The organism is Marinitoga hydrogenitolerans DSM 16785 (assembly GCF_900129175.1).
GTDB lineage: Bacteria > Thermotogota > Thermotogae > Petrotogales > Petrotogaceae > Marinitoga > Marinitoga hydrogenitolerans.
In genome coordinates this window covers 1-18,856 of record NZ_FQUI01000027.1, presented here as the reverse complement: position 1 = coordinate 18,856, position 18,856 = coordinate 1, and the positions used below count along the sequence as shown (strand labels likewise).

16 protein-coding genes and 1 pseudogene are annotated in these 18,856 nt (G+C 26.1%); all 17 read left to right on the top strand.

Annotation, left to right across the window (positions count from 1 at the left end):
- The first annotated feature begins 4 nt into the window (after positions 1 to 4).
- Positions 5 to 1,405: a lipopolysaccharide biosynthesis protein gene (locus BUA62_RS07860; RefSeq protein WP_072865203.1), complete on the top strand. Its 1,401-nt coding sequence runs from the start codon at positions 5 to 7 to the stop codon at positions 1,403 to 1,405.
- Entirely contained in the window at positions 1,402 to 2,499 is a 1,098-nt protein-coding gene (locus BUA62_RS07855; RefSeq protein WP_072865201.1) for a polysaccharide pyruvyl transferase family protein, read from the top strand. The genes BUA62_RS07860 and BUA62_RS07855 overlap by 4 nt, the downstream gene beginning before the upstream one ends.
- Positions 2,500 to 2,503: 4 nt before the next feature.
- Positions 2,504 to 4,159, top strand: a complete 1,656-nt coding sequence (locus BUA62_RS07850) for a cytidylyltransferase domain-containing protein (RefSeq protein ID WP_072865199.1) — start codon at positions 2,504 to 2,506, stop codon at positions 4,157 to 4,159.
- A complete protein-coding gene (locus BUA62_RS07845; protein WP_072865198.1) occupies positions 4,143 to 5,213 on the top strand; it encodes an N-acetylneuraminate synthase family protein in 1,071 nt (356 codons plus the stop codon). Before BUA62_RS07850 ends, BUA62_RS07845 begins: the two co-directional genes overlap by 17 nt.
- A gap of 895 nt (positions 5,214 to 6,108) precedes the next feature.
- Positions 6,109 to 7,197: a glycosyltransferase gene (locus tag BUA62_RS07840; RefSeq protein ID WP_072865196.1), complete on the top strand. Its 1,089-nt coding sequence runs from the start codon at positions 6,109 to 6,111 to the stop codon at positions 7,195 to 7,197.
- Positions 7,198 to 7,313: 116 nt separating this feature from the next.
- On the top strand, positions 7,314 to 8,981 hold the full coding sequence (locus BUA62_RS07835) for an AAA family ATPase (protein WP_072865194.1): 1,668 nt from the start codon (positions 7,314 to 7,316) through the stop codon (positions 8,979 to 8,981).
- A gap of 43 nt (positions 8,982 to 9,024) precedes the next feature.
- The gene (locus BUA62_RS07830; protein ID WP_072865193.1) at positions 9,025 to 9,990 is read left to right on the top strand and encodes a glycosyltransferase family 2 protein; all 966 of its coding nucleotides are present in this window, start codon (positions 9,025 to 9,027) and stop codon (positions 9,988 to 9,990) included.
- A gap of 124 nt (positions 9,991 to 10,114) precedes the next feature.
- Positions 10,115 to 12,298, top strand: coding sequence for a GumC family protein (locus BUA62_RS07825; RefSeq protein ID WP_072865191.1), 2,184 nt, complete (start codon positions 10,115 to 10,117; stop codon positions 12,296 to 12,298).
- A gap of 14 nt (positions 12,299 to 12,312) precedes the next feature.
- Positions 12,313 to 12,942 carry a CpsB/CapC family capsule biosynthesis tyrosine phosphatase gene (locus tag BUA62_RS07820; protein ID WP_072865189.1) on the top strand — a complete coding sequence of 210 codons (630 nt, stop codon included), beginning with the start codon at positions 12,313 to 12,315 and terminating at the stop codon, positions 12,940 to 12,942.
- 72 nt (positions 12,943 to 13,014) lie between these two features.
- Positions 13,015 to 13,842: a hypothetical protein gene (locus BUA62_RS07815; RefSeq protein WP_072865187.1), complete on the top strand. Its 828-nt coding sequence runs from the start codon at positions 13,015 to 13,017 to the stop codon at positions 13,840 to 13,842.
- On the top strand, positions 13,832 to 14,959 hold the full coding sequence (hemW, locus tag BUA62_RS07810; protein ID WP_072865185.1) for a radical SAM family heme chaperone HemW: 1,128 nt from the start codon (positions 13,832 to 13,834) through the stop codon (positions 14,957 to 14,959). The genes BUA62_RS07815 and hemW overlap by 11 nt, the downstream gene beginning before the upstream one ends.
- Positions 14,949 to 15,455, top strand: coding sequence for a deoxycytidylate deaminase (locus tag BUA62_RS07805; RefSeq protein ID WP_072865183.1), 507 nt, complete (start codon positions 14,949 to 14,951; stop codon positions 15,453 to 15,455). Before hemW ends, BUA62_RS07805 begins: the two co-directional genes overlap by 11 nt.
- A gap of 15 nt (positions 15,456 to 15,470) precedes the next feature.
- Positions 15,471 to 16,298 (top strand): 2-oxoacid:ferredoxin oxidoreductase subunit beta, encoded by an 828-nt coding sequence (locus BUA62_RS07800; RefSeq protein WP_072865181.1) that lies wholly within the window; start codon positions 15,471 to 15,473, stop codon positions 16,296 to 16,298.
- Positions 16,295 to 16,888, top strand: a complete 594-nt coding sequence (locus tag BUA62_RS07795; protein WP_072865179.1) for a 2-oxoacid:acceptor oxidoreductase family protein — start codon at positions 16,295 to 16,297, stop codon at positions 16,886 to 16,888. Before BUA62_RS07800 ends, BUA62_RS07795 begins: the two co-directional genes overlap by 4 nt.
- Entirely contained in the window at positions 16,888 to 17,313 is a 426-nt protein-coding gene (locus BUA62_RS07790) for a diacylglycerol kinase family protein (RefSeq protein ID WP_072865177.1), read from the top strand. The genes BUA62_RS07795 and BUA62_RS07790 overlap by 1 nt, the downstream gene beginning before the upstream one ends.
- 144 nt (positions 17,314 to 17,457) lie before the next feature.
- Positions 17,458 to 17,764 (top strand): annotated as a pseudogene (locus tag BUA62_RS11750) (recombinase family protein); the annotation flags it as partial.
- A partial coding sequence (locus BUA62_RS07780; protein WP_072865174.1) for an RNA-guided endonuclease InsQ/TnpB family protein occupies positions 17,748 to 18,856 on the top strand: 1,109 nt, incomplete at its 3' end. The pseudogene BUA62_RS11750 and the gene BUA62_RS07780, both read left to right, overlap by 17 nt.

Sequence of the window (18,856 nt, the reverse complement as noted above, 5' to 3'; positions counted from 1 at the left end):
TAATATGCAGACTATTATAAAAAAAATTAATAATAATAAAGTTATAAAAGCGGGGATGTGGTATACATTTGGAAATTTTTTCGTAAAAGGGATTTCTTTTATAACCATTCCCATTTTTACCCGTTTATTATCCACTTCGGATTACGGAATAATTAATGTATATAATACATGGTTGGGTATTTTTACCATTGTATTAAGTTTAAATTTATATTCTGGTGCTGGAAGAGCTAAATACGAATTTAAAGATTCTTATAATCAATTTCTTTCATCTGTTTTATTTTTATCTACTATTATTTTTCTCTTTTTCTCTTTTTTGATTATATTATTAAAAAATTTTTTTTTGAAATTTTTAAGTTTGCAATCAAGTCTTGTATACGTATTATTAATACAAAGCTATTTTACTTTTGTTCAACAATATTATTTATCTAAATTGCGATTTAATTATTATTATAAAAGTTATATACTCATTTCTATTATTAGTAGTATTTCTGTTATAATCCTTTCTATTTTTTTGATCACGGCATTTAAAAATGAAAAATATTTGGGTAGAATATATGGCGGCTTTATAGTAATTTTTATTTTAGGTATAATACTTTATTTAAAATTAATTATACATGGAAAAAAGTTAATTGATTTTAATTACTGGAAATACGCTCTTGTATTTTCTGTTCCTTTAATCCCACATTCACTCTCAGGGATTATATTAGCCCAGTTCGACAGAATTATGATCAATAAATTCATCGGATCTTCTGAAGCTGGAATTTATAGTTTTGCTTATAATCTTGGATTAATAGTTAATGTTATATGGGTTTCATTCAATAATGCATGGTCTCCATGGTTTTATGAAAATATGGAAAAAATTGATTTTGAAAATATAAATAGAAAACTTAAATATTATATAGTATTTTTCAGCTCTTTAATATTTATTGCCATATTCATTTCACCTGAGATAGTAAAAATTATGTCTTCAAAAAATTATTGGAGTGGTTTAAAGCTTGTTCCCATAATAATGTCTTCATATTTTTTTGTTTTTCTTTATAGTTTATTTGTAAACATAGAATTTTATTATAAGAAAACTCATTTTATTTCTCTGGGAACAATTCTTTCCGCAATTTTAAACATTATACTCAATTATTTATTGATCCCAAAATATGGTTATATTGCTGCAGCATGGACCACTTTCGTTTCATATGTATTTTATTTCTTGTATAATTATATTATAGTAAAATTCATTTTGAAAAAACAAATTTACAAAATAAAATATATACTTTATTCAATACTGTTTATAATATCAGCAATTCTCATTTTTAACTTATTTCAGAATTCGTGGATTATTCGTTATTCAATTGTTTTTTTAACTGCATTTATATTAATTAAAACAATAAAGAAAGGAAGACTTATATGAAATATTTGATATTACATCGTGCAATAAAAAATTTTGGTGATTTTTTAATTTTTGAACGCGGTAAAAGACTCATTGAAGTGTTGATACCAGAAGCTACAATATTTACTGGAAATGCATATACACCGCTTGAAAAACAATTCTCCAATAATGAAATTAATAATTTTGATTTAATTATAATTCCTGGAGGACCTGGAATCAGAGGAAAAATTTATCCCAATGTTTATCCTCTAAAAACTACAATTCCAATAATTTTTTTAGGTGTTGGTTCAAACATCTCTTATTGGAAAGTACTGAATAACAATATAACTGTTAATTTTTCTGAAGAATCTTACAGATTTTTAAAAAATATAGAGAAATTTGCGCCTTTAGGGGTTAGAGATTACATAACAAAAAAAATATTATCAGACGTAAATATAGCTTCTCAAATGAATGGATGTCCTGCATGGTATGACTTTGACTATTTTGGAAAAGAATTTGAAAGAATTGATAAAATCAATAAGATTATTTTGTCAAGTCCTTCAAAAAAAGAAAATTTAAATCAATTTATAGACATGATTAAAATCTTAAGAAAAATTTTCTTTGATGTAGAAATATTTATTTCATTTAATCACGGCTTTTTTGAAGAAAATAAAAATTCAACTCATTACTATATTTATAAAAGTATTTTTGATATTTCTAAAAAAATGAATTTAAGTTTAATTGATATGTCTGGTTCTATAAAAAATTCCTCTATATATGATGAGTGCGATTTGCACATAGGATATAGAGTTCATACGCATATATATTTTATAAGCCATAGAAAACCTTCTTATTTAATTGCTGAGGATTCAAGAGCTATTGGGGTGTGTAAAGCTATTCCTACACCATATTTTAAAAGTTGGGAAAATACAAAATTCAACCAAATATTGTTAAAAACCATCTATAAGAAGTTCAAAATCCCCATAAGTTTTAAAAATATAAGTGAAAATGTTATTTTTGAACTATTTAATGATATTGAAAGTAATTTTTCCAGATTCAAAGGTATTGGAAAAATCATAGATTCCTACTTTGAAAATAATATGAAAAAATATATACTAAAATATATTTCGAGGTGAAAAAATGAAAATATTAGCAGTTATTCCTGCACGAAGCGGTTCCAAAGGTATCAGAAAAAAAAATATTAAATTATTGAACAATAAACCTCTAATTTCATATATAATAAATACTGCAATGAAAAGCAAATATATTACAGATATTGTTGTAACATCAGATAGTGATGAAATATTAAACGTTGTTAAAAATTATGGTGTAAAAATAAGGAAAAGACCTTATTATTTAGCTGAAGATCATGTGCCGCTGGATCCGGTAATATATGATGCATATCAATGGCATAAAAATAATTTTTTTGATGTTGATTATGTAATTACATTACAACCAACTTCACCATTATTATCGCAAAATACTTTAGACAAGGCCATAGAATATACAATAAACAATAATTTTGACACAGTATTATCTATTGTTGACAATACACATCTTGGATGGAAAGAAGAAAATAATAAAATTATTCCTGATTATACTAAAAGGTTAAACAGACAATGGTTACCAAAAAGATATAAAGAGACTGGTGCGTTTTTTATTTCAAAAAAAGAATTTATCTCAGAAAATAATAGATTTGGAAAAAATATATCCGTTTATGAAGTTCCAGCAGAAGAGGCAATTGATATTGACACGCCTTTAGATTGGTATCTTTCAGAAAAGCTTTTACAAAGATTAAAAATATTATTTGTTACTTCCGGGAATTCAAAAATGGGTATGGGACATATATATAGAACTATAACTCTAGCAGATTCATTAATAGGGAATCAAATAGGTATTTTTCTTTTGGATTCTTCAAATTATGCAAAAGAAATAATTGAAAATAGTGGATATAAATATAAGGACGGAACCGTTGATGATGTATATGAAATAGCAAAAGATTTTGATATTATAATAAATGATTTTCTGGATACTACAAACGAATATATGAATAAATTAAAGAAATTAAATCGATTTATAATAAATTTTGAAGATTTAAGTATTTCATCGGATAAAGCTAATTTAGTGTTCAATGCATTATATGAGAGATTCAATGTTCCTAAAAACCATAGATATGGATATAAATATAGTGTTTTAAAAGAAAGCTTTTTAATTGAGACTCCTAATTCATTTAAAAATAAAGTAGAAAATCTGTTAATAACTTTTGGCGGAGTTGATTTAAACAATTTAACTTTAAAAACTATTAAATCAATAAAAAATATTGTATTAAAAAAGAGATTACAGGTTAAGATTATACTCGGACCTGGTTATAACAAACTCGAAAGTTTGTTATCTACAATTGAAAAATTTGAATTGAGAAACCATGTAAAAATTTTACATAACATCTCAAATATGGCAAAAGAAATGAAAGAGATAGACTTGGCCATCACATCAAATGGCAGAACTGTGTATGAATTAGCTTCAATGAGAATACCTATAATTAGTATAGCTCAAAATGATAGAGAAACTTTACATACTTTTGCAAGATATAATGAAGGTGTTGAATATCTCGGAATCGCGTGTAATGTAAAAGAAGAAGATATTAATAAAGTCGTTTTAGACTTGATAAACAACAAAGAAAAAAGATTTTACATGTATAAAAACCTGCCATATAATGAACTTAGAAACGGAACAATAAGAGTTAAAGAAGAGATTATTGACAATTACTGGAGGTGGAAAAATGGTAAAAATTGGTAAAAAAATATTAGATAAAAAAAGACCTTTTGATAAACCATATATAATAGCAGAGGCTGGTGTAAATCACGAAGGTGATTTTGAAAAGGCAAAAATTATGATAGAAGAAGCAGCAGAAGCTGGAGCTGATGCTATTAAATTTCAAACTTATAAAGCTGAAAAATTAGCTTCGAAATTTTCTCCTTCATATTGGGATACAACAAAAGAAAGCACAAAGAGCCAATACGAGTTATTTAAAAAATACGATAAATTCTGGAAAAAAGAATATGAAGAATTGGCAAAATATGCAGAAAAATGTGGAATAGATTTTATGTCTACACCCTTTGATTTTGAATCTGCAGATTTTTTAGAGCCTTTAATTCCTGCATATAAAATAGCATCAGCGGATATAACAAATATACCTTTTTTAAAACATATTGCTAGAAAAGGAAAAACTATATTACTTTCAACAGGAGCAAGTTCAATTTCAGAGATATGGAAAGCAGTTGAAGCAATTAAAAGTGAAGGAAATAATGATATAGTATTACTCCATTGTGTATTGAATTATCCAACAGATGAAAAAAATGCTAATCTTGGAATGATTAAAGATATGAAAGAAAAATTTTCTGACTATATAATTGGATATTCAGATCATACCTTACCAACTGTAATGAAAGATGTATTATCGACAGCATGGTTATTGGGTGCTCAAGTAATAGAAAAACATTTTACTTTTGATAAGACTTTACCCGGAAATGATCATTATCATGCGATGGATAAAAATGATTTAAGAACATTTAATGAATATATAACAAAACTTCAGAAAATTATTGGAAGAACAGAAAAAGGATATCTAGAAAGTGAAATTCCTGCAAGAAATAACGCTAGAAGAAGTTTGGTTGCTGCAAGATTTATTCCAAAAGGTAAAATTATAGAAAAAGGTGATATTGCTATTAAAAGACCTGGTATTGGGGTTTCACCGGAGTTATATGAGAAAATTATAGGTTCAATAGCAACAAGAGATATAAATGATGATGAAATTTTACATTTTGGTGATTTTAAGGAGGTTTCTTTTTGAACAGATATTTAAAATTGTTTTTTTTAATAAAAGCTATGAAAAAGATTAAAAAGAACAATAAGATTAAATAAAACAACAGTAATACCAGCAAAAGTTAAATAATTTCTATTTCTAACATACCAGACATATCCATAATACCATTAATTCTTTCAATCTCCCAACGTAATTTATAATCATTCTTAAAAGCAATTCTAAAAGATTTCATAACATATCTATTATAAGATTAATAATGTTTAGTATTTCTTTTATTTAGATTAATAACAGGTATAGAACCAGAAGATTTTATTTCTAAAAATATATTATAAGAATTATAAGCAGCATTGAAATATTATGAAATAATATTTTATTTATAATATAATACGATTTATTTCCAATAACCTCGCAAAGCGATGTTATTTGTAAAACCAAATTCCTCTTTATTAAAAGTAGCTTTAGCAATACCTAACATGGAATCTTTACATGGTTTAATAACATTAGCATCTATAGTTGCATGTGTCTTAGATAATTGAAAATAAATAAAATTTCTTTTTTTACAAAATATGTATGGATTTTTATCTTTTTTTGTGCTAACATTGAATTGGTCACTCTTTTCTTTGTTTTTTTGCTCAATTCAATGTTTCTACATTGAATCAAGGAGTGCCTTTTTTATTTCTTACTAATTGGACACTCAATTTTTGTATTCAATAGCCTGTTAATAAACAAAATTTTTAATTTTATTTATTAAAGAATAAAATACTAAAAATACCAACTATTTACGAATTGTTAAAATCAATAATGCTTAAAATTCTAACGAATCCATTAGTTTTAGTAGGGATAAACTTAATATCGGCCTCCCAATACTGATTAGGGCCTATAATATTATGTGTATATTATATAAATATTCAGAGGTAAAAATATGATAATATTAATAATAGGCTATATGCATCCTAAATATGATAAAAGAGTTTTTAGAACAGTAAAATCTTTATCAAAAAATAATAAAATAATATATCAGTATATAACTGAAAAAAATGAAGAAAGATATATTAAGGATAATATTGAGTATATACCTATAAAGTATAAAATTAATGTTAAAAACAGGATGAATGAGCTTGTTAATAGAAGAAAATTAGATAAAAAAATATTAAAAATTATACAAGCTTATGATTATGATATATTATACATGCATCATTTTTTAGCAAGTCTCCCCATTACACCTTTTAAAATAGCAAAGAAAAGGCATAAAAAAATAATATATGATTTTCATGAACACCACCCTGAAAATTTTTTGGAGAATTTAACAGGAATAATGAAAAATATAAAGTTGAAAATAATGAATAAAATTGTAAAAAAACAGATTTTTTATAGCGACAAATTAATTTTTGTATCTGATGAAATAAGAGATAATATTCTTAGTACGCTTAAAATCAAAAAAAATTATTTAATATTAAAAAATTATTCTGATATAAATTATATTTCAAAAGAAAAAAAGAAAGAAGTATCATTTGTAGGGAAGTCTAATAGAAATTTAGATAAAGAAAAAAAGGTGTTAAAAAAAATTATAAAATATGGATTTTCATTTAAAATAATAGGTGTAGATTCAGAATATTTTAAAGACATTCCACATGAATATACATCATTTCTTCCATATAAAAAAATGATTGAAGAATTATCAAAATCATCTTTTTCATTAATTTCATATAGCCCGTTAGTTGATAAACAAAATAAAAATTATTTATTTTCTTTACCAAACAAATATTATGACTCAATAGCAGCAGAAACACCAGTAATAGTAAAAAATACATTTATTTCAATGGCAAAGGAAGTTGAAAAATTAAAAATAGGGGTAGTTATTAATCCGAAAAATGTAGATGAATCAGTGGAAAAAATATTAGAAGCATATAATAATTATGATGAATTATTAAATAATATTAGAAAACATAAAGAAAAGTTTATTTGGACAGAAGATAAAGAAGAAAAATTCATTGAGTTTATTATAAATTAAAAAAAGTTCGCATGTGCGAACTTTTTTTAATCACATTTGAAGGTTATGATATAATATCAATATAATGGTAATAATAGATTTGAATATAAAGTAAATACGCATTGGAGGTGTAAAGAATGAAATTAAAAAGACTGCCAATAGGAGATAGTGATTTCAAAACAGTAATAGAAGATAATGCATACTATATAGATAAAAGCATGTTAATAAAAGAAGTAATAATAGGTGGCAGAGTAATACTAATAACCAGACCAAGAAGGTTTGGAAAAACATTAAACATGAGCATGTTAAAATACTTTTTCAAAAACGATCAAGACAACAAACATCTATTTGAAAACTTAAAAATATACGAAGAAAAAGAGATAATAGAAAAACATTTAAATAAATATCCAGTGATATATATAACATTTAAGGATTTAAAAGAAAAAAATTATACAGAGATGATAAGTACATTAAGAAAAAAAATAAGTGATTTATACAGAGAATACGTATATTTAATAGAAAGTGAAAAACTAAATGAATGGGAAAAAGAAGATTTAAAATTAATATTCGGAAGAAAAGGAAATAACACATTATATGAAAACAGCCTATTGGATCTATCCAGATATCTCTACAAACATCACGGCAAAAAAGCGATATTATTAATAGACGAATACGACACACCAATACAACAATCATATTTAAAAGGATATTATGATGAATTTATAGTATTCATAGGAAATATGCTCGGCAATGCATTAAAAGACAACGAATATTTAGAAAAAGCGGTATTAACAGGAATAACAAGAGTAGCAAAAGAAAGTATATTCACAGGAGTAAATAATCTTGACATATCAACAGTAGTAAATGAACTATACAATGACAAATTTGGAGTAACAAAAGAAGAACTTGATGAAATATTAAAATACTATGGAATAGAATATGAAAAAGAAAAAATAATGGAGTGGTATAACGGTTTTAATTTTGGAGGAAAAGAAGTATATAATCCATACTCAATAATAAATTTTGTAAGATCAAAAGAAATAAAAAATTACTGGATAAACAGCAGTGGAAATACATTAATAAAAGATTTGATAAGAAAAGGAACAGAAAAGATAAAAATAAAAATAGGAGAGTTAATAGAAGGAAAAACAATAGAAAGCACAATAAATGAAAACTTAGTATATGGAGATTTAAATGAAAATCTTGAAGAAAGCATATGGACATTATTTCTATTCACCGGATACCTAACATGGAAAGACAAAAAAGGAGAAGGAAACAGCGCATTATATAGACTAAAAATACCAAACAAAGAAGCTCATGATTTTTATAAAATGACGGTACTAAACATATTAAAAGAAAGCAGTATAGAATACAATAAAATAATAAGATTACTAATAAATGGAGAAAAAATAGAATTCACAAAAGAGTTTAAAGAAATAGTAGAAAATACACTGAGTTATTTTGATGTAACAGAAAAAGAACCAGAAAGATTCTATCATGGATTAATACTTGGAATGAGTGTAGGATTAGAAAAGGATTATATAATAAAAAGTAATAGAGAAGCGGGATATGGAAGAGCAGATTTAATATTAATCCCTAAAAACAAAACAAAACCAGGAATAATATTTGAATTCAAAAAATACAGCAGAGATTTTGATAAAAATTTAAAAGACAGCGCAGAAAGAGGAATAAAACAAATAGAAGAAAAAGGATATGAAAAAGAAATAAAAAGTTACGGAATAGAAAAAATAATAAAAGTGGCTATTGCCTTTGATAAAAAAGATGTTGAAATAATAGTGAAATAAAATATATGTCGTGTCAGAAAATTAAATATCAGGAGGAAATAAAATGAAAAAAGTATCGATAATAATACCAACATTAAATGAAGAAAAACATATTGAGAAATGTATAAAATCGTTATTAGATAATAATTATGAAAATAAAGAAATAATAGTTGTTGATGGCATGAGCGAAGATAAAACAAGAGAAATATTAAAAAAATATGATAATATAAAAATAATTGATAACGAATTAAAAATAACTCCTGTAGCTTTGAATATAGGAATAAAAGAAGCAAGTGGAGATTATATTATGATAGCAGGAGCTCACACAACATATTCAAAAAATTACATATCTGCATGTATAAAAAGATTAGAAGAAAACAAATGCGACATAGCAGGAGGCTTGGTAATAACCAATCCCGGAAATAACACATCAACAGCAAAAGCAATATCAACTGTATTATCCCATCCATTTGGTATTGGCGGTGCAAAATACAGATTAAATAATTCAAAAGAAGAATACGTTGATACAGTAGCATATGGAATATATAAAAAAGAGATTTTTGAAAAGGTTGGAATGTTTGTCCCACAATTAAAAAGAAATCAGGATATAGAAATGAATTTAAGGTTAAAAAACGCAGGAATGAGAATAATGCTTATTCCTGAGGCAAAAGCATATTACTACGCCAGAGATAATTTTAAAGATTTATTTAAAAATAATTTTCAAAATGGTTTATGGGTAATTCTTTCAACACATTATTCCAAAAAAGCATTTTCTTTGAGGCATATTGTGCCGTTATTATTCGTTTTATTTTTATTATTTGGTTCTATTGCATCAATATTCTCACCAATCGCAAGAATTCCATTTTTTATTATTCTTTCAATTTATTTAATTCTATCAATATATTTCTCATTTAAAATTGCAATAAAAAATAAAAAGGTAAAATTATTTTTTCCAACCTTGTTATCCTTTTGGCTATTACATATATCTTATGGTCTTGGTTCCTTTTATGGTTTATTTTTGATATTATAGAAGAAAAATTTTTTAAACAATTATAAAAAGTGTTACTTACTTTAAATATTGAAATATTGAATTTTTGTGAAATTATGGTAAAATATGCATAGATTAAAAGATTTTTCGAGAATGGAGGAATAAGATGGAACCAGAAATCTATGAAGAAGAGCTTACATTAGAAGATATAATACACATATTTAAAAAGAGGTTTTGGTGGTTTTTTGCAACAGTGGTGGTGACAATAGTATTAACATTAGTCTATTTGTTTACAACAACACCAATATATGAAGCGAGTGTTACTTTGAAAATTGAATCACAGCAAAGTAGCTCAATTTCTGATATTTTTTCATCGCAATTAACATCATCAAGACCAGAAATATCAACAGAGGTTGAGCTTATTAAAAGTAGAACGAATATAGAAAAAGTTATTGATGATTTAAATCTTGTAGAGTATTTTAGAAATAAAACAGACGATGAAAAAACTAAAAAGGAAATTAATAAATATAATATAATTAAAACATTATCAGAGATGATTACAGTATCTCCAGTAAAAGATACAAATATAGTAAAAATTTCTGTTCAGAGCGATGATCCTGAAATGGCAAAAAACATAGCAAACAAATTAGCAGAAGTATATAATGAATTTTTAAAGACACTTTCAAAAAATGAATATACTGTAAAAAGAGAGTTTATTGAAGAACAAATACCAAAAGTAGAAAATGAATTAAAAGCAGCAGAAGAAAGAATAAGAAAATTCAAGGAAGATAATAAGGTTTTTTTATTAGATGAAGAAGCAAAGAATATATTATCATTTACATTAGAGTACGATAGACAAATAAATCAATATAATCTACAATTACAGGAAACAAAAGCAAAGATAAAAGCATTTAATGATTTATTGAAAAAGGTTGATGAAAAAATAATCTCTTCGGAAACCATATCAACTAATCCGTTTATAAATCAACTAAAATCAAAATTAATCGATTATAAAGTAGAGTTAGCAGGATTGACAAATATATATCCAGAAACAGACCCAAAGGTAAAAGAAATAAAAGATAAGATAGTGGAAACCGAAAAATTATTAAAGAATGAAGTTTCAAAAATTGTTTCATCACAAGTGCAAACAATAAATCCAGCCTATCAGGATATATATTTACAATTAATAGAGGCACAATATACAACGGAAGTATTAAAAGCAACAATAGAATCATTGATAAAATTAAAGGAAACATATAATAAGAAATTTGCAAAATTGCCATTATTAGAACAGCAATTGTTAGAATTACAGAGAGATGTGAAAGTAAAAGAAAATTTGTATACATTATTACTTGAGAAATTAGAGGAAACAAGAATAGCAGAAGCTGGAGTTATTGGAACAGCAAAATTAATAGATTCAGCAATAACACCAGACAAACCAATAAAACCAAATAAAAAATTAACAGCAGCTATAGGTGGAGTTTTGGGAATATTTTTAGGAATATTAATAGCCTTTATAATGGAATATGCAGATAAAAGTATAAAAGATGAAGATGAAATAAAACGTATGGCAAAAGGGAAGATTATATTAGGTAGAATACCAACCTTTGAAATGAAAAGCAAGTATATGAATTCAGAATTAGTAGTATTAAATGAGCCGATTTCACCAGTGGCAGAATCAATAAAATTGACATCTGCAAATATAAATTATTCAGTAACTCCTGAGCCCAAAACAATAGCAATAACTAGTGCAGGACCTGGCGAAGGAAAAACTGTAAGTGCTGCAAATTTAGCTATATCTTATGCTCAAAATGGATTAAAAACATTATTAATAGATATAGATATGAGAAAGCCAAGAATAGAAAAGGTTTTAGGCTTAGAAAGGTTCAATATTGGAATTGTGAACCATATTTTAAAAGATGTGCCAATTGAAAGAATAACACAAAATTATATGGAAAATCTTGATGTAATTCCAGTAGGACCATTGCCGCCAAATCCAACAGCCTTGTTAACATCTAAAAAATTTGGTGAAGTAATGGATAAATTAAAAGAAAAATACGATAAAATAATAATAGATTTACCACCAATATTAGCAGCAGCGGACGCTTTAATAGTTGCAAAACATACAGATGGCCTGATTTTAGTAGTAAGAGCAGGAAAAACTCAAAAACATTCACTGAAAATAGCATTGGAAAATATTATTACATCAGATAATAAACTTTTGGGTTTAGTTATTGATGATATTAACGAAAAAAACTCAGGTTATTATTATTATTATTATTATTATTATTATGAGGATGGTCAAAAGAAAAAAAGGAAAAAAGAAAAGAAAAATGGTATAATTAAATAAAGGATGGAGATATAATGTATATTGATGTACATAATCATATATTGCCAGGTGTGGATGATGGATTGAAAACAATGAAAGAATCTTTAGAGATACTAAGAGAGTATAAAAAAAATAATGTAGATACTGTTTTTTTTACACCACATATAAATCATCCAACAGTAAAAACTGATATAGAAAAAATAAAAAAATCATATGATGAATTAAAACCATATTGTGATGAAGTTGGTATAAAATCATATTTAGCAAGTGAGTTATATTTACAACCAAATAATAATAAGAGTTTTATTCCGTTAAAGGATTACTTTGTATTAATAGAATTACCTACTAAAGTATATCCAATGTATTTATTAGATAAAATTTTTGAACTTCAGTTAGAAGGATATGAAGTAATTTTAGCGCACGTTGAAAGATATCATTGGCTTCAAGAAAATGAAGAATTAATAGAAAGATTAAAAACGATGAATGTATATTTTCAGATGAATTTAGAATATGTAGAAAAAGATGATTATTTTCTTAAAAATGATTTAATAGAATTTATAGCTACAGATTATCATGGAGAGAAAAGAGGAAAAATAGACTATTCTCTATTTGAAAAATATAAAGATATTGTAGAAAAAGAAAAAAAAATATTGAAAATAGATTAAAACCGGGCAAAGCCCGGTTTTTTGTATATAAATTATGTTATAATTATAATAGTGAAATTTGGAGGTGATATTGTGAAAAAAGTTTTAATTATTATGATGATTATATTGTCTTTAAATGTCTTTTCTCTGAATGTAAGCAGCGAGAATATATATGTTTCAAAGGAAATTATAAATATTTCTGATTTTTCAGATATAGGAGTATGGATAAGTTATTCTATTGATAAGGATTTATTCAAGATGAATATGCCAACTGCAGGTATTAATTTTAATGATAGGAATGTTTTTTTTACAACACAAAAAGTATTTTTTAGAACAATAAAATTAAAAGTTGGAGAAAGATATTTTAATGTTGATTTTGGTTATGATTTTGAAAAAAATTCTATTATGTTAGCAACAACAGTGAAAAAATATAAGAATGATTTAATTTCAAAAAGTTTTTCGTACTCATATAAATCAGTATTTAAAGGTGGTAGTAATTCACGAACAATATCTTTAACCAAAACGTTAATTCCGACAGTGGCAAAATTTTCATCTTTTTCTACAGGTTATAATAATATGGATATTTCTAATTATGGAGTTGAATTGCAACGATATTTCACAATACCGTTGGTTATTGGGGTTTCCAATTTAGGATATTCTCTTTCTTTACCAATAGGGGTTTTTGATGATAAGTATATTTCAGGCTATTTTGCATATGGTATTTTGTATAAAGATGAATTTTCTCCATTTTTTAATTTTCAAAGCCCTTTGAGAGTTAATAAAGCGGATTATTATATGGGATTGCAATTAAAAATGTCAAATGATTCAAACTTTTTGATTTATTTTTCAAAATTGAATATAGATAATCCTTTTACTATATTAATTACAAAAAACGGAGGTAGTTTCTTCTTTGAATACTGAAATAGGGTTATACATTCATATTCCATTTTGTAAAAGCAAATGTTTATATTGTGATTATCCATCCACAACTAACAATAGGATACAGGATAAATATTTTGAATATTTATTAAAAGAAATAGATTTAGTAAATTTATCTAATAAGATAAAAACGGTTTTTTTAGGTGGTGGTACGCCCACATATGTAAGTATAAAACATATAGAGAAATTGTTTAAAAAGATAAATGCTAATAATGCAGTTGAAATAACGATAGAGTCTAATCCAGAAACTTTAACAAAAGAAAAATTAAATGCATATTTTTCTTTGGGAATAAATAGATTGAGTTTAGGTATTCAAACATTCAACAATAATATTTTAAGATCAATGAATCGATTATATGATATTGAAATTATAGAAAGAAATTATTATCTTGCAAGAAGATATTTTTCTAATATAAATTTAGATTTTATTTTAGGATTACCAGGAGATAATATGGAAATCCTTGAAAACAATTTAAGATTAATAGAAAAATTACATCCAGAGCATGTTTCATACTACATCTTTGATGATGATCATAATACACCATTAAAAAGATTATTGGAAAAAGGGAAAATGCAACTTCCAGAATATGAATTTATTGAAAAAGGATTTGATTTGATTATAGATGAATTAAGAAAAATGGGGTATGTTAGATATGAGATATCAAATTGGGCGAAAAAGGGGTATGAGTGCAAACATAATATAATTTATTGGAATAATGAAGATTATCATGGTTTAGGGCTTTCTGCTGGAGGTCATATTAAAAATATTAGATATACTAAAACGTGGGATTTTAAAGAATACTTTGATAAGATAGATAATAATGAAATACCATATTATTATTACAAAGAAAATTCAATGATTGACGAATTTACTGAAGAGCTTTTTATGGGATTGAGGTTAATAAATGGAATTGAAATAAAGAAATTAAAGAAAAAATATGGTTCATTATATGAAAAGTTTTTCAAAATTCTTTTTCAAATGGTTTCAGACTTAATTATAATTGATGATAGGATTAGAATGTCAAAAAAGGGCCTGGATTTATCTAAAATGGTATTTGAAAAAATTCTGGAAGTGAGGGAAAATATATATGAAGGATAGGGTGGATGAGTATATAAAAAATCTAATTTATAAGGAGTTTCCAAAGAAGAACAATGATGAGGAATGGGACCAATATTTTATAAAAATAGCCTTTCTTGTTAGTGAACGGTCCTCATGTACTCATAGAAAAGTAGGAGCGGTTGTAGTAAAAGATAAGAGAATTTTAGCAACAGGTTATAATCAACCACCATCAGGTTTTCCACATTGTGATGAAATAGGTTGTATTAGAGATGATTTGGGAATAAAAAGTGGAGAACATCAAGAAATATGTTATGGTCTGCATGCTGAGCAGAATGCTTTAATGCAAGCTGCGAAATTCGGTATTTCAACAGATGGAGCGTCAATATATGTTACTCATCAACCATGTTCTATTTGCGCAAGATTGATAATTAATGCTGGAATAAAGAAAGTGATATATGGCGGTAATTATCCTGATGCATTAACTAAGTTATTTTTTAAACAAACGGGTGTAGAATTTAAAATGATGAAAAAATAGCCTTGGAGGTGTGTTATGTCCAATCAGAATTATTTTCAGTATCTTAGAAAGGATCGTCTTCCCAATGTTTGGTGTCCTGGATGTGGCAATGGTATTATCATGAAATCATTTATTGAAGCTGCTGGTAATCTTGGTCTGGATAAAAATAAGGTTGCAGTAGTGTCTGGAATTGGATGTTCTTCCAGGGTTACGGGGTATTTAGATTTTAATACATTACATACTTTGCATGGAAGAGCGATTCCATTTGCAACAGGAGTAAAGTTAGCAAGGCCAGATTTAGAGGTTGTTGTTATGGGCGGCGATGGAGATATGATGGCTATAGGTGGCAATCATTTTATTCATGCATGCAGAAGAAATATGGATTTAACAGTAATATTATTTAATAATAATATATATGGTATGACAGGTGGTCAATATTCACCAACAACACCACAGGATGCAATTGCTTCAACAGCACCATATGGAAATTTAGAGAATATGTTTGATCCTGTAAAAATGGCTATATCTTCTGGAGCGACTTATGTTGCTAGAAGTACGGTATATCATTATACTCAAAGTGTAAAATATATAGAAAATGCTATTAAACATAAAGGTATGTCTGTTGTTGAGATTGTTTCTAATTGTCATACATATTATGGACGATATAATGGAATGAGTAAACCAGCACAATTTATGGAATTTTTTAAGAAAAATACTATTATGTTAAGTAAAGCAAAATCAATGCCACATGAAGAATTGAAAGGGAAAATAATTATAGGTGAATTTTATAATGATGAAACTAGGAAAACATATCTTGAATCATATGAAGAATTAATTGAACAATTAGGTGGTGTTGTTAAATGAATTTAAAAGATCCAAAAAGCGTTAGAATCAGTGGTATGGGTGGTCAAGGAAATATACTTATGGGTTTGATTTTAGCAGAATCTCTTGTTAATGAAGGTTATTGGGTGGTTCAATCTCAGCATTATGGTGCGCAGGTTAGAGGTGGATTATCTTTTTGTGATGTTTTGTATTCTGATGAAGTAATTGATTATCCAAAAGCAGAGGTTTTTGATGTATTATATATTATGAATGATATAGCTTTTCCCCATTTAAGTATGGTGAAAAATAATGGTATAGTTTTTTATGATAGTTCATATATTAAAGCATTACCACAAACAGTATCTAGAATTACAAAAAAAATAGTTGCAATACCAGCTTCTAAATTAGCATATGAGGAACTCGGAAATACTAATGTTGCTAATATGATAGGTCTTGGAGCTATTGCGAAGAATTGTAGTATTGTAAAATTAGAAACGTTGATAAAGATAATGAAGAAAAGGGTTAATCCAAGGTTTTATGAGTTGGATGAAAAAGCTTTAAAAATAGGATATAATTATACAGATAAGAAATATGAAATAAAAACTAATGAAAATAATGGAAGAGGATTTTAATGAGAAAGTTTTCAAAAAGTTTATCTTTTGCGATTAAAGGACTTTTTGAGGTTTTTAACACGCAAAGAAATTTCAAGATTCAAACGGCCTTTGCATTAGGCGCTTTTGTTTTGGCATTTGTTCTGGATCTTAATGAAAGTCAGATTTTGTGGATAACTTTAGCTATTTTGATGGTTTTAATTTTAGAAACTGTTAATACTTTAATTGAGAGGATGATGGATTTAATTCATCCTCATTTTAGTCCTATTGTGGGAATAATAAAAGATTTAGGTGCTGCTGCGGTATTAATCGCAGCAACTTTTTCTATAGTCGTTGCAATAGTAATCTTTGGAGGTAGAATTTTTAATTGGCCGCCGAAATATGGTATAATTGTGGGTATAGCGTTTATAGTATTTATAATATTTGGAAGCAGATTAAAAAAATAAAGCTTTGTTTTGTAATGGTGGTAGATAACAGTTCAAATTAAATTAAAAAATATTATAAAAACCTCCTGTTTTTGAATAATTTTACGATATAACAAAAACAGGAGACGAAAAAATGTACTATTAAAAAATTAAAGAATTTGCAAAAATAAGAAGGGCTTGAATAAATTATTAGATAAAATAATAAATGAAGAAATTGATAAAATAGTTGTTTTATATAAAGATAGATTATTAAGATTTGGATTTGAATTAATTGAAAATATAGCAAATAAATTTGGAGTAACTATTGAAATAATAGACAATACAAAAAAAAACAGATGAAAAAGAGCTAACTGAAGATTTAATACAAATTATAACTGTATTTAGCAGTAAATTAAAAGGTAAAATAGCTCATGAAGCAAAAAAAATAATTCATCAATTAAAAGAAGAAGATAACAATGATAAAAACATATAAAATTAAATTGCGTGTAAATAATAAGGAACGAACAAAATTAATGGCTGCAGCAGGGACAGCAAGATGGGCATATAATTTTGCTCTTGCAAAAATAGAAGAGTACTATAAAGAAACAGGAAAAATCATTGGAGATAGAGCAATAAGGAAAGAATTAACACAATTAAAACAAACTAACGAATATAATTGGCTATATAAATATTCAAACAATATCACGAAACAAGCTATAAAAGATGCTTGTGCTGCATATAAAAGATTTTTTAAAAAATTAGCAAACAAACCAAAATTTAAGGCAAAGAAAAAATCAAAACCCAGTTTCTATGTAGATCCGTATAAAATTAAGTTTAAAAATACAAAGGTGCTAATAGAAAAAATAGGATGGTTAAGACTGTTTGAAAAAGATAAAATACCAGAAAGGGGCAAATATTATAATCCGAGAGTAACATATGACGGAATTGATTGGTATCTAAGTATAAGTTTCGAAACAGAGAATATAGAAGTTGATAATGGAAAATATACAGAAGGTATAGGAATAGATTTAGGAATTAAAACATTAGCAACTATAAGCAATGGTTCAAAATATGAAAATATAAATAAAAAACATAAAGTTAAAAAGATATTAAAGCGTTTAAAAAGATTACAAAGACAAATATCAAGGAAATACGAACAAAACAAAATTCAACATAAAGGAGGTGAAGTCCGTTACCAAAAGACTAAAAATATAATAAAACTTGAGTCAAAAATAAGGAAAATACATATAAGGTTAAAAAATATCCGCAATGATTATATACATAAAATCACAGCGTCTCTGGTGAAAACCAAACCAGAATATATAGTTGTAGAGGATTTAAACATATCAGGAATGATGAAAAATAAACATCTGTCTAAAGAAATACAGCAATCAAAACTATATGAAATTATCAGACAACTGGAATATAAAACAAAAAAACATGGAATAAAATTAATAAAAGCAGACAGATATTATCCTAGCAGTAAAAAATGCCATAAATGTGGAAAAATAAAAAAGGATTTAAAATTATCAGACAGAATATATATGTGTGAATGCGGATATAAAAACGATAGGGATTTAAATGC

What these genes read in the sequence shown, in the direction of transcription:
- BUA62_RS07795 (WP_072865179.1), top strand. Translation starts at nt 16,295, where the DNA reads ATGAATTTAAAAGATCCAAAAAGCGTTAGAATCAGTGGTATGGGTGGT.
- BUA62_RS07800 (WP_072865181.1), top strand. Translation starts at nt 15,471, where the DNA reads ATGTCCAATCAGAATTATTTTCAGTATCTTAGAAAGGATCGTCTTCCC.
- BUA62_RS07860 (WP_072865203.1), top strand. Translation starts at nt 5, where the DNA reads ATGCAGACTATTATAAAAAAAATTAATAATAATAAAGTTATAAAAGCG.
- BUA62_RS07825 (WP_072865191.1), top strand. Translation starts at nt 10,115, where the DNA reads ATGGAACCAGAAATCTATGAAGAAGAGCTTACATTAGAAGATATAATA.
- BUA62_RS07790 (WP_072865177.1), top strand. Translation starts at nt 16,888, where the DNA reads ATGAGAAAGTTTTCAAAAAGTTTATCTTTTGCGATTAAAGGACTTTTT.
- BUA62_RS07855 (WP_072865201.1), top strand. Translation starts at nt 1,402, where the DNA reads ATGAAATATTTGATATTACATCGTGCAATAAAAAATTTTGGTGATTTT.
- BUA62_RS07835 (WP_072865194.1), top strand. Translation starts at nt 7,314, where the DNA reads ATGAAATTAAAAAGACTGCCAATAGGAGATAGTGATTTCAAAACAGTA.
- BUA62_RS07820 (WP_072865189.1), top strand. Translation starts at nt 12,313, where the DNA reads ATGTATATTGATGTACATAATCATATATTGCCAGGTGTGGATGATGGA.
- BUA62_RS07805 (WP_072865183.1), top strand. Translation starts at nt 14,949, where the DNA reads ATGAAGGATAGGGTGGATGAGTATATAAAAAATCTAATTTATAAGGAG.
- BUA62_RS07845 (WP_072865198.1), top strand. Translation starts at nt 4,143, where the DNA reads ATGGTAAAAATTGGTAAAAAAATATTAGATAAAAAAAGACCTTTTGAT.
- BUA62_RS07840 (WP_072865196.1), top strand. Translation starts at nt 6,109, where the DNA reads ATGATAATATTAATAATAGGCTATATGCATCCTAAATATGATAAAAGA.
- BUA62_RS07850 (WP_072865199.1), top strand. Translation starts at nt 2,504, where the DNA reads ATGAAAATATTAGCAGTTATTCCTGCACGAAGCGGTTCCAAAGGTATC.
- BUA62_RS07830 (WP_072865193.1), top strand. Translation starts at nt 9,025, where the DNA reads ATGAAAAAAGTATCGATAATAATACCAACATTAAATGAAGAAAAACAT.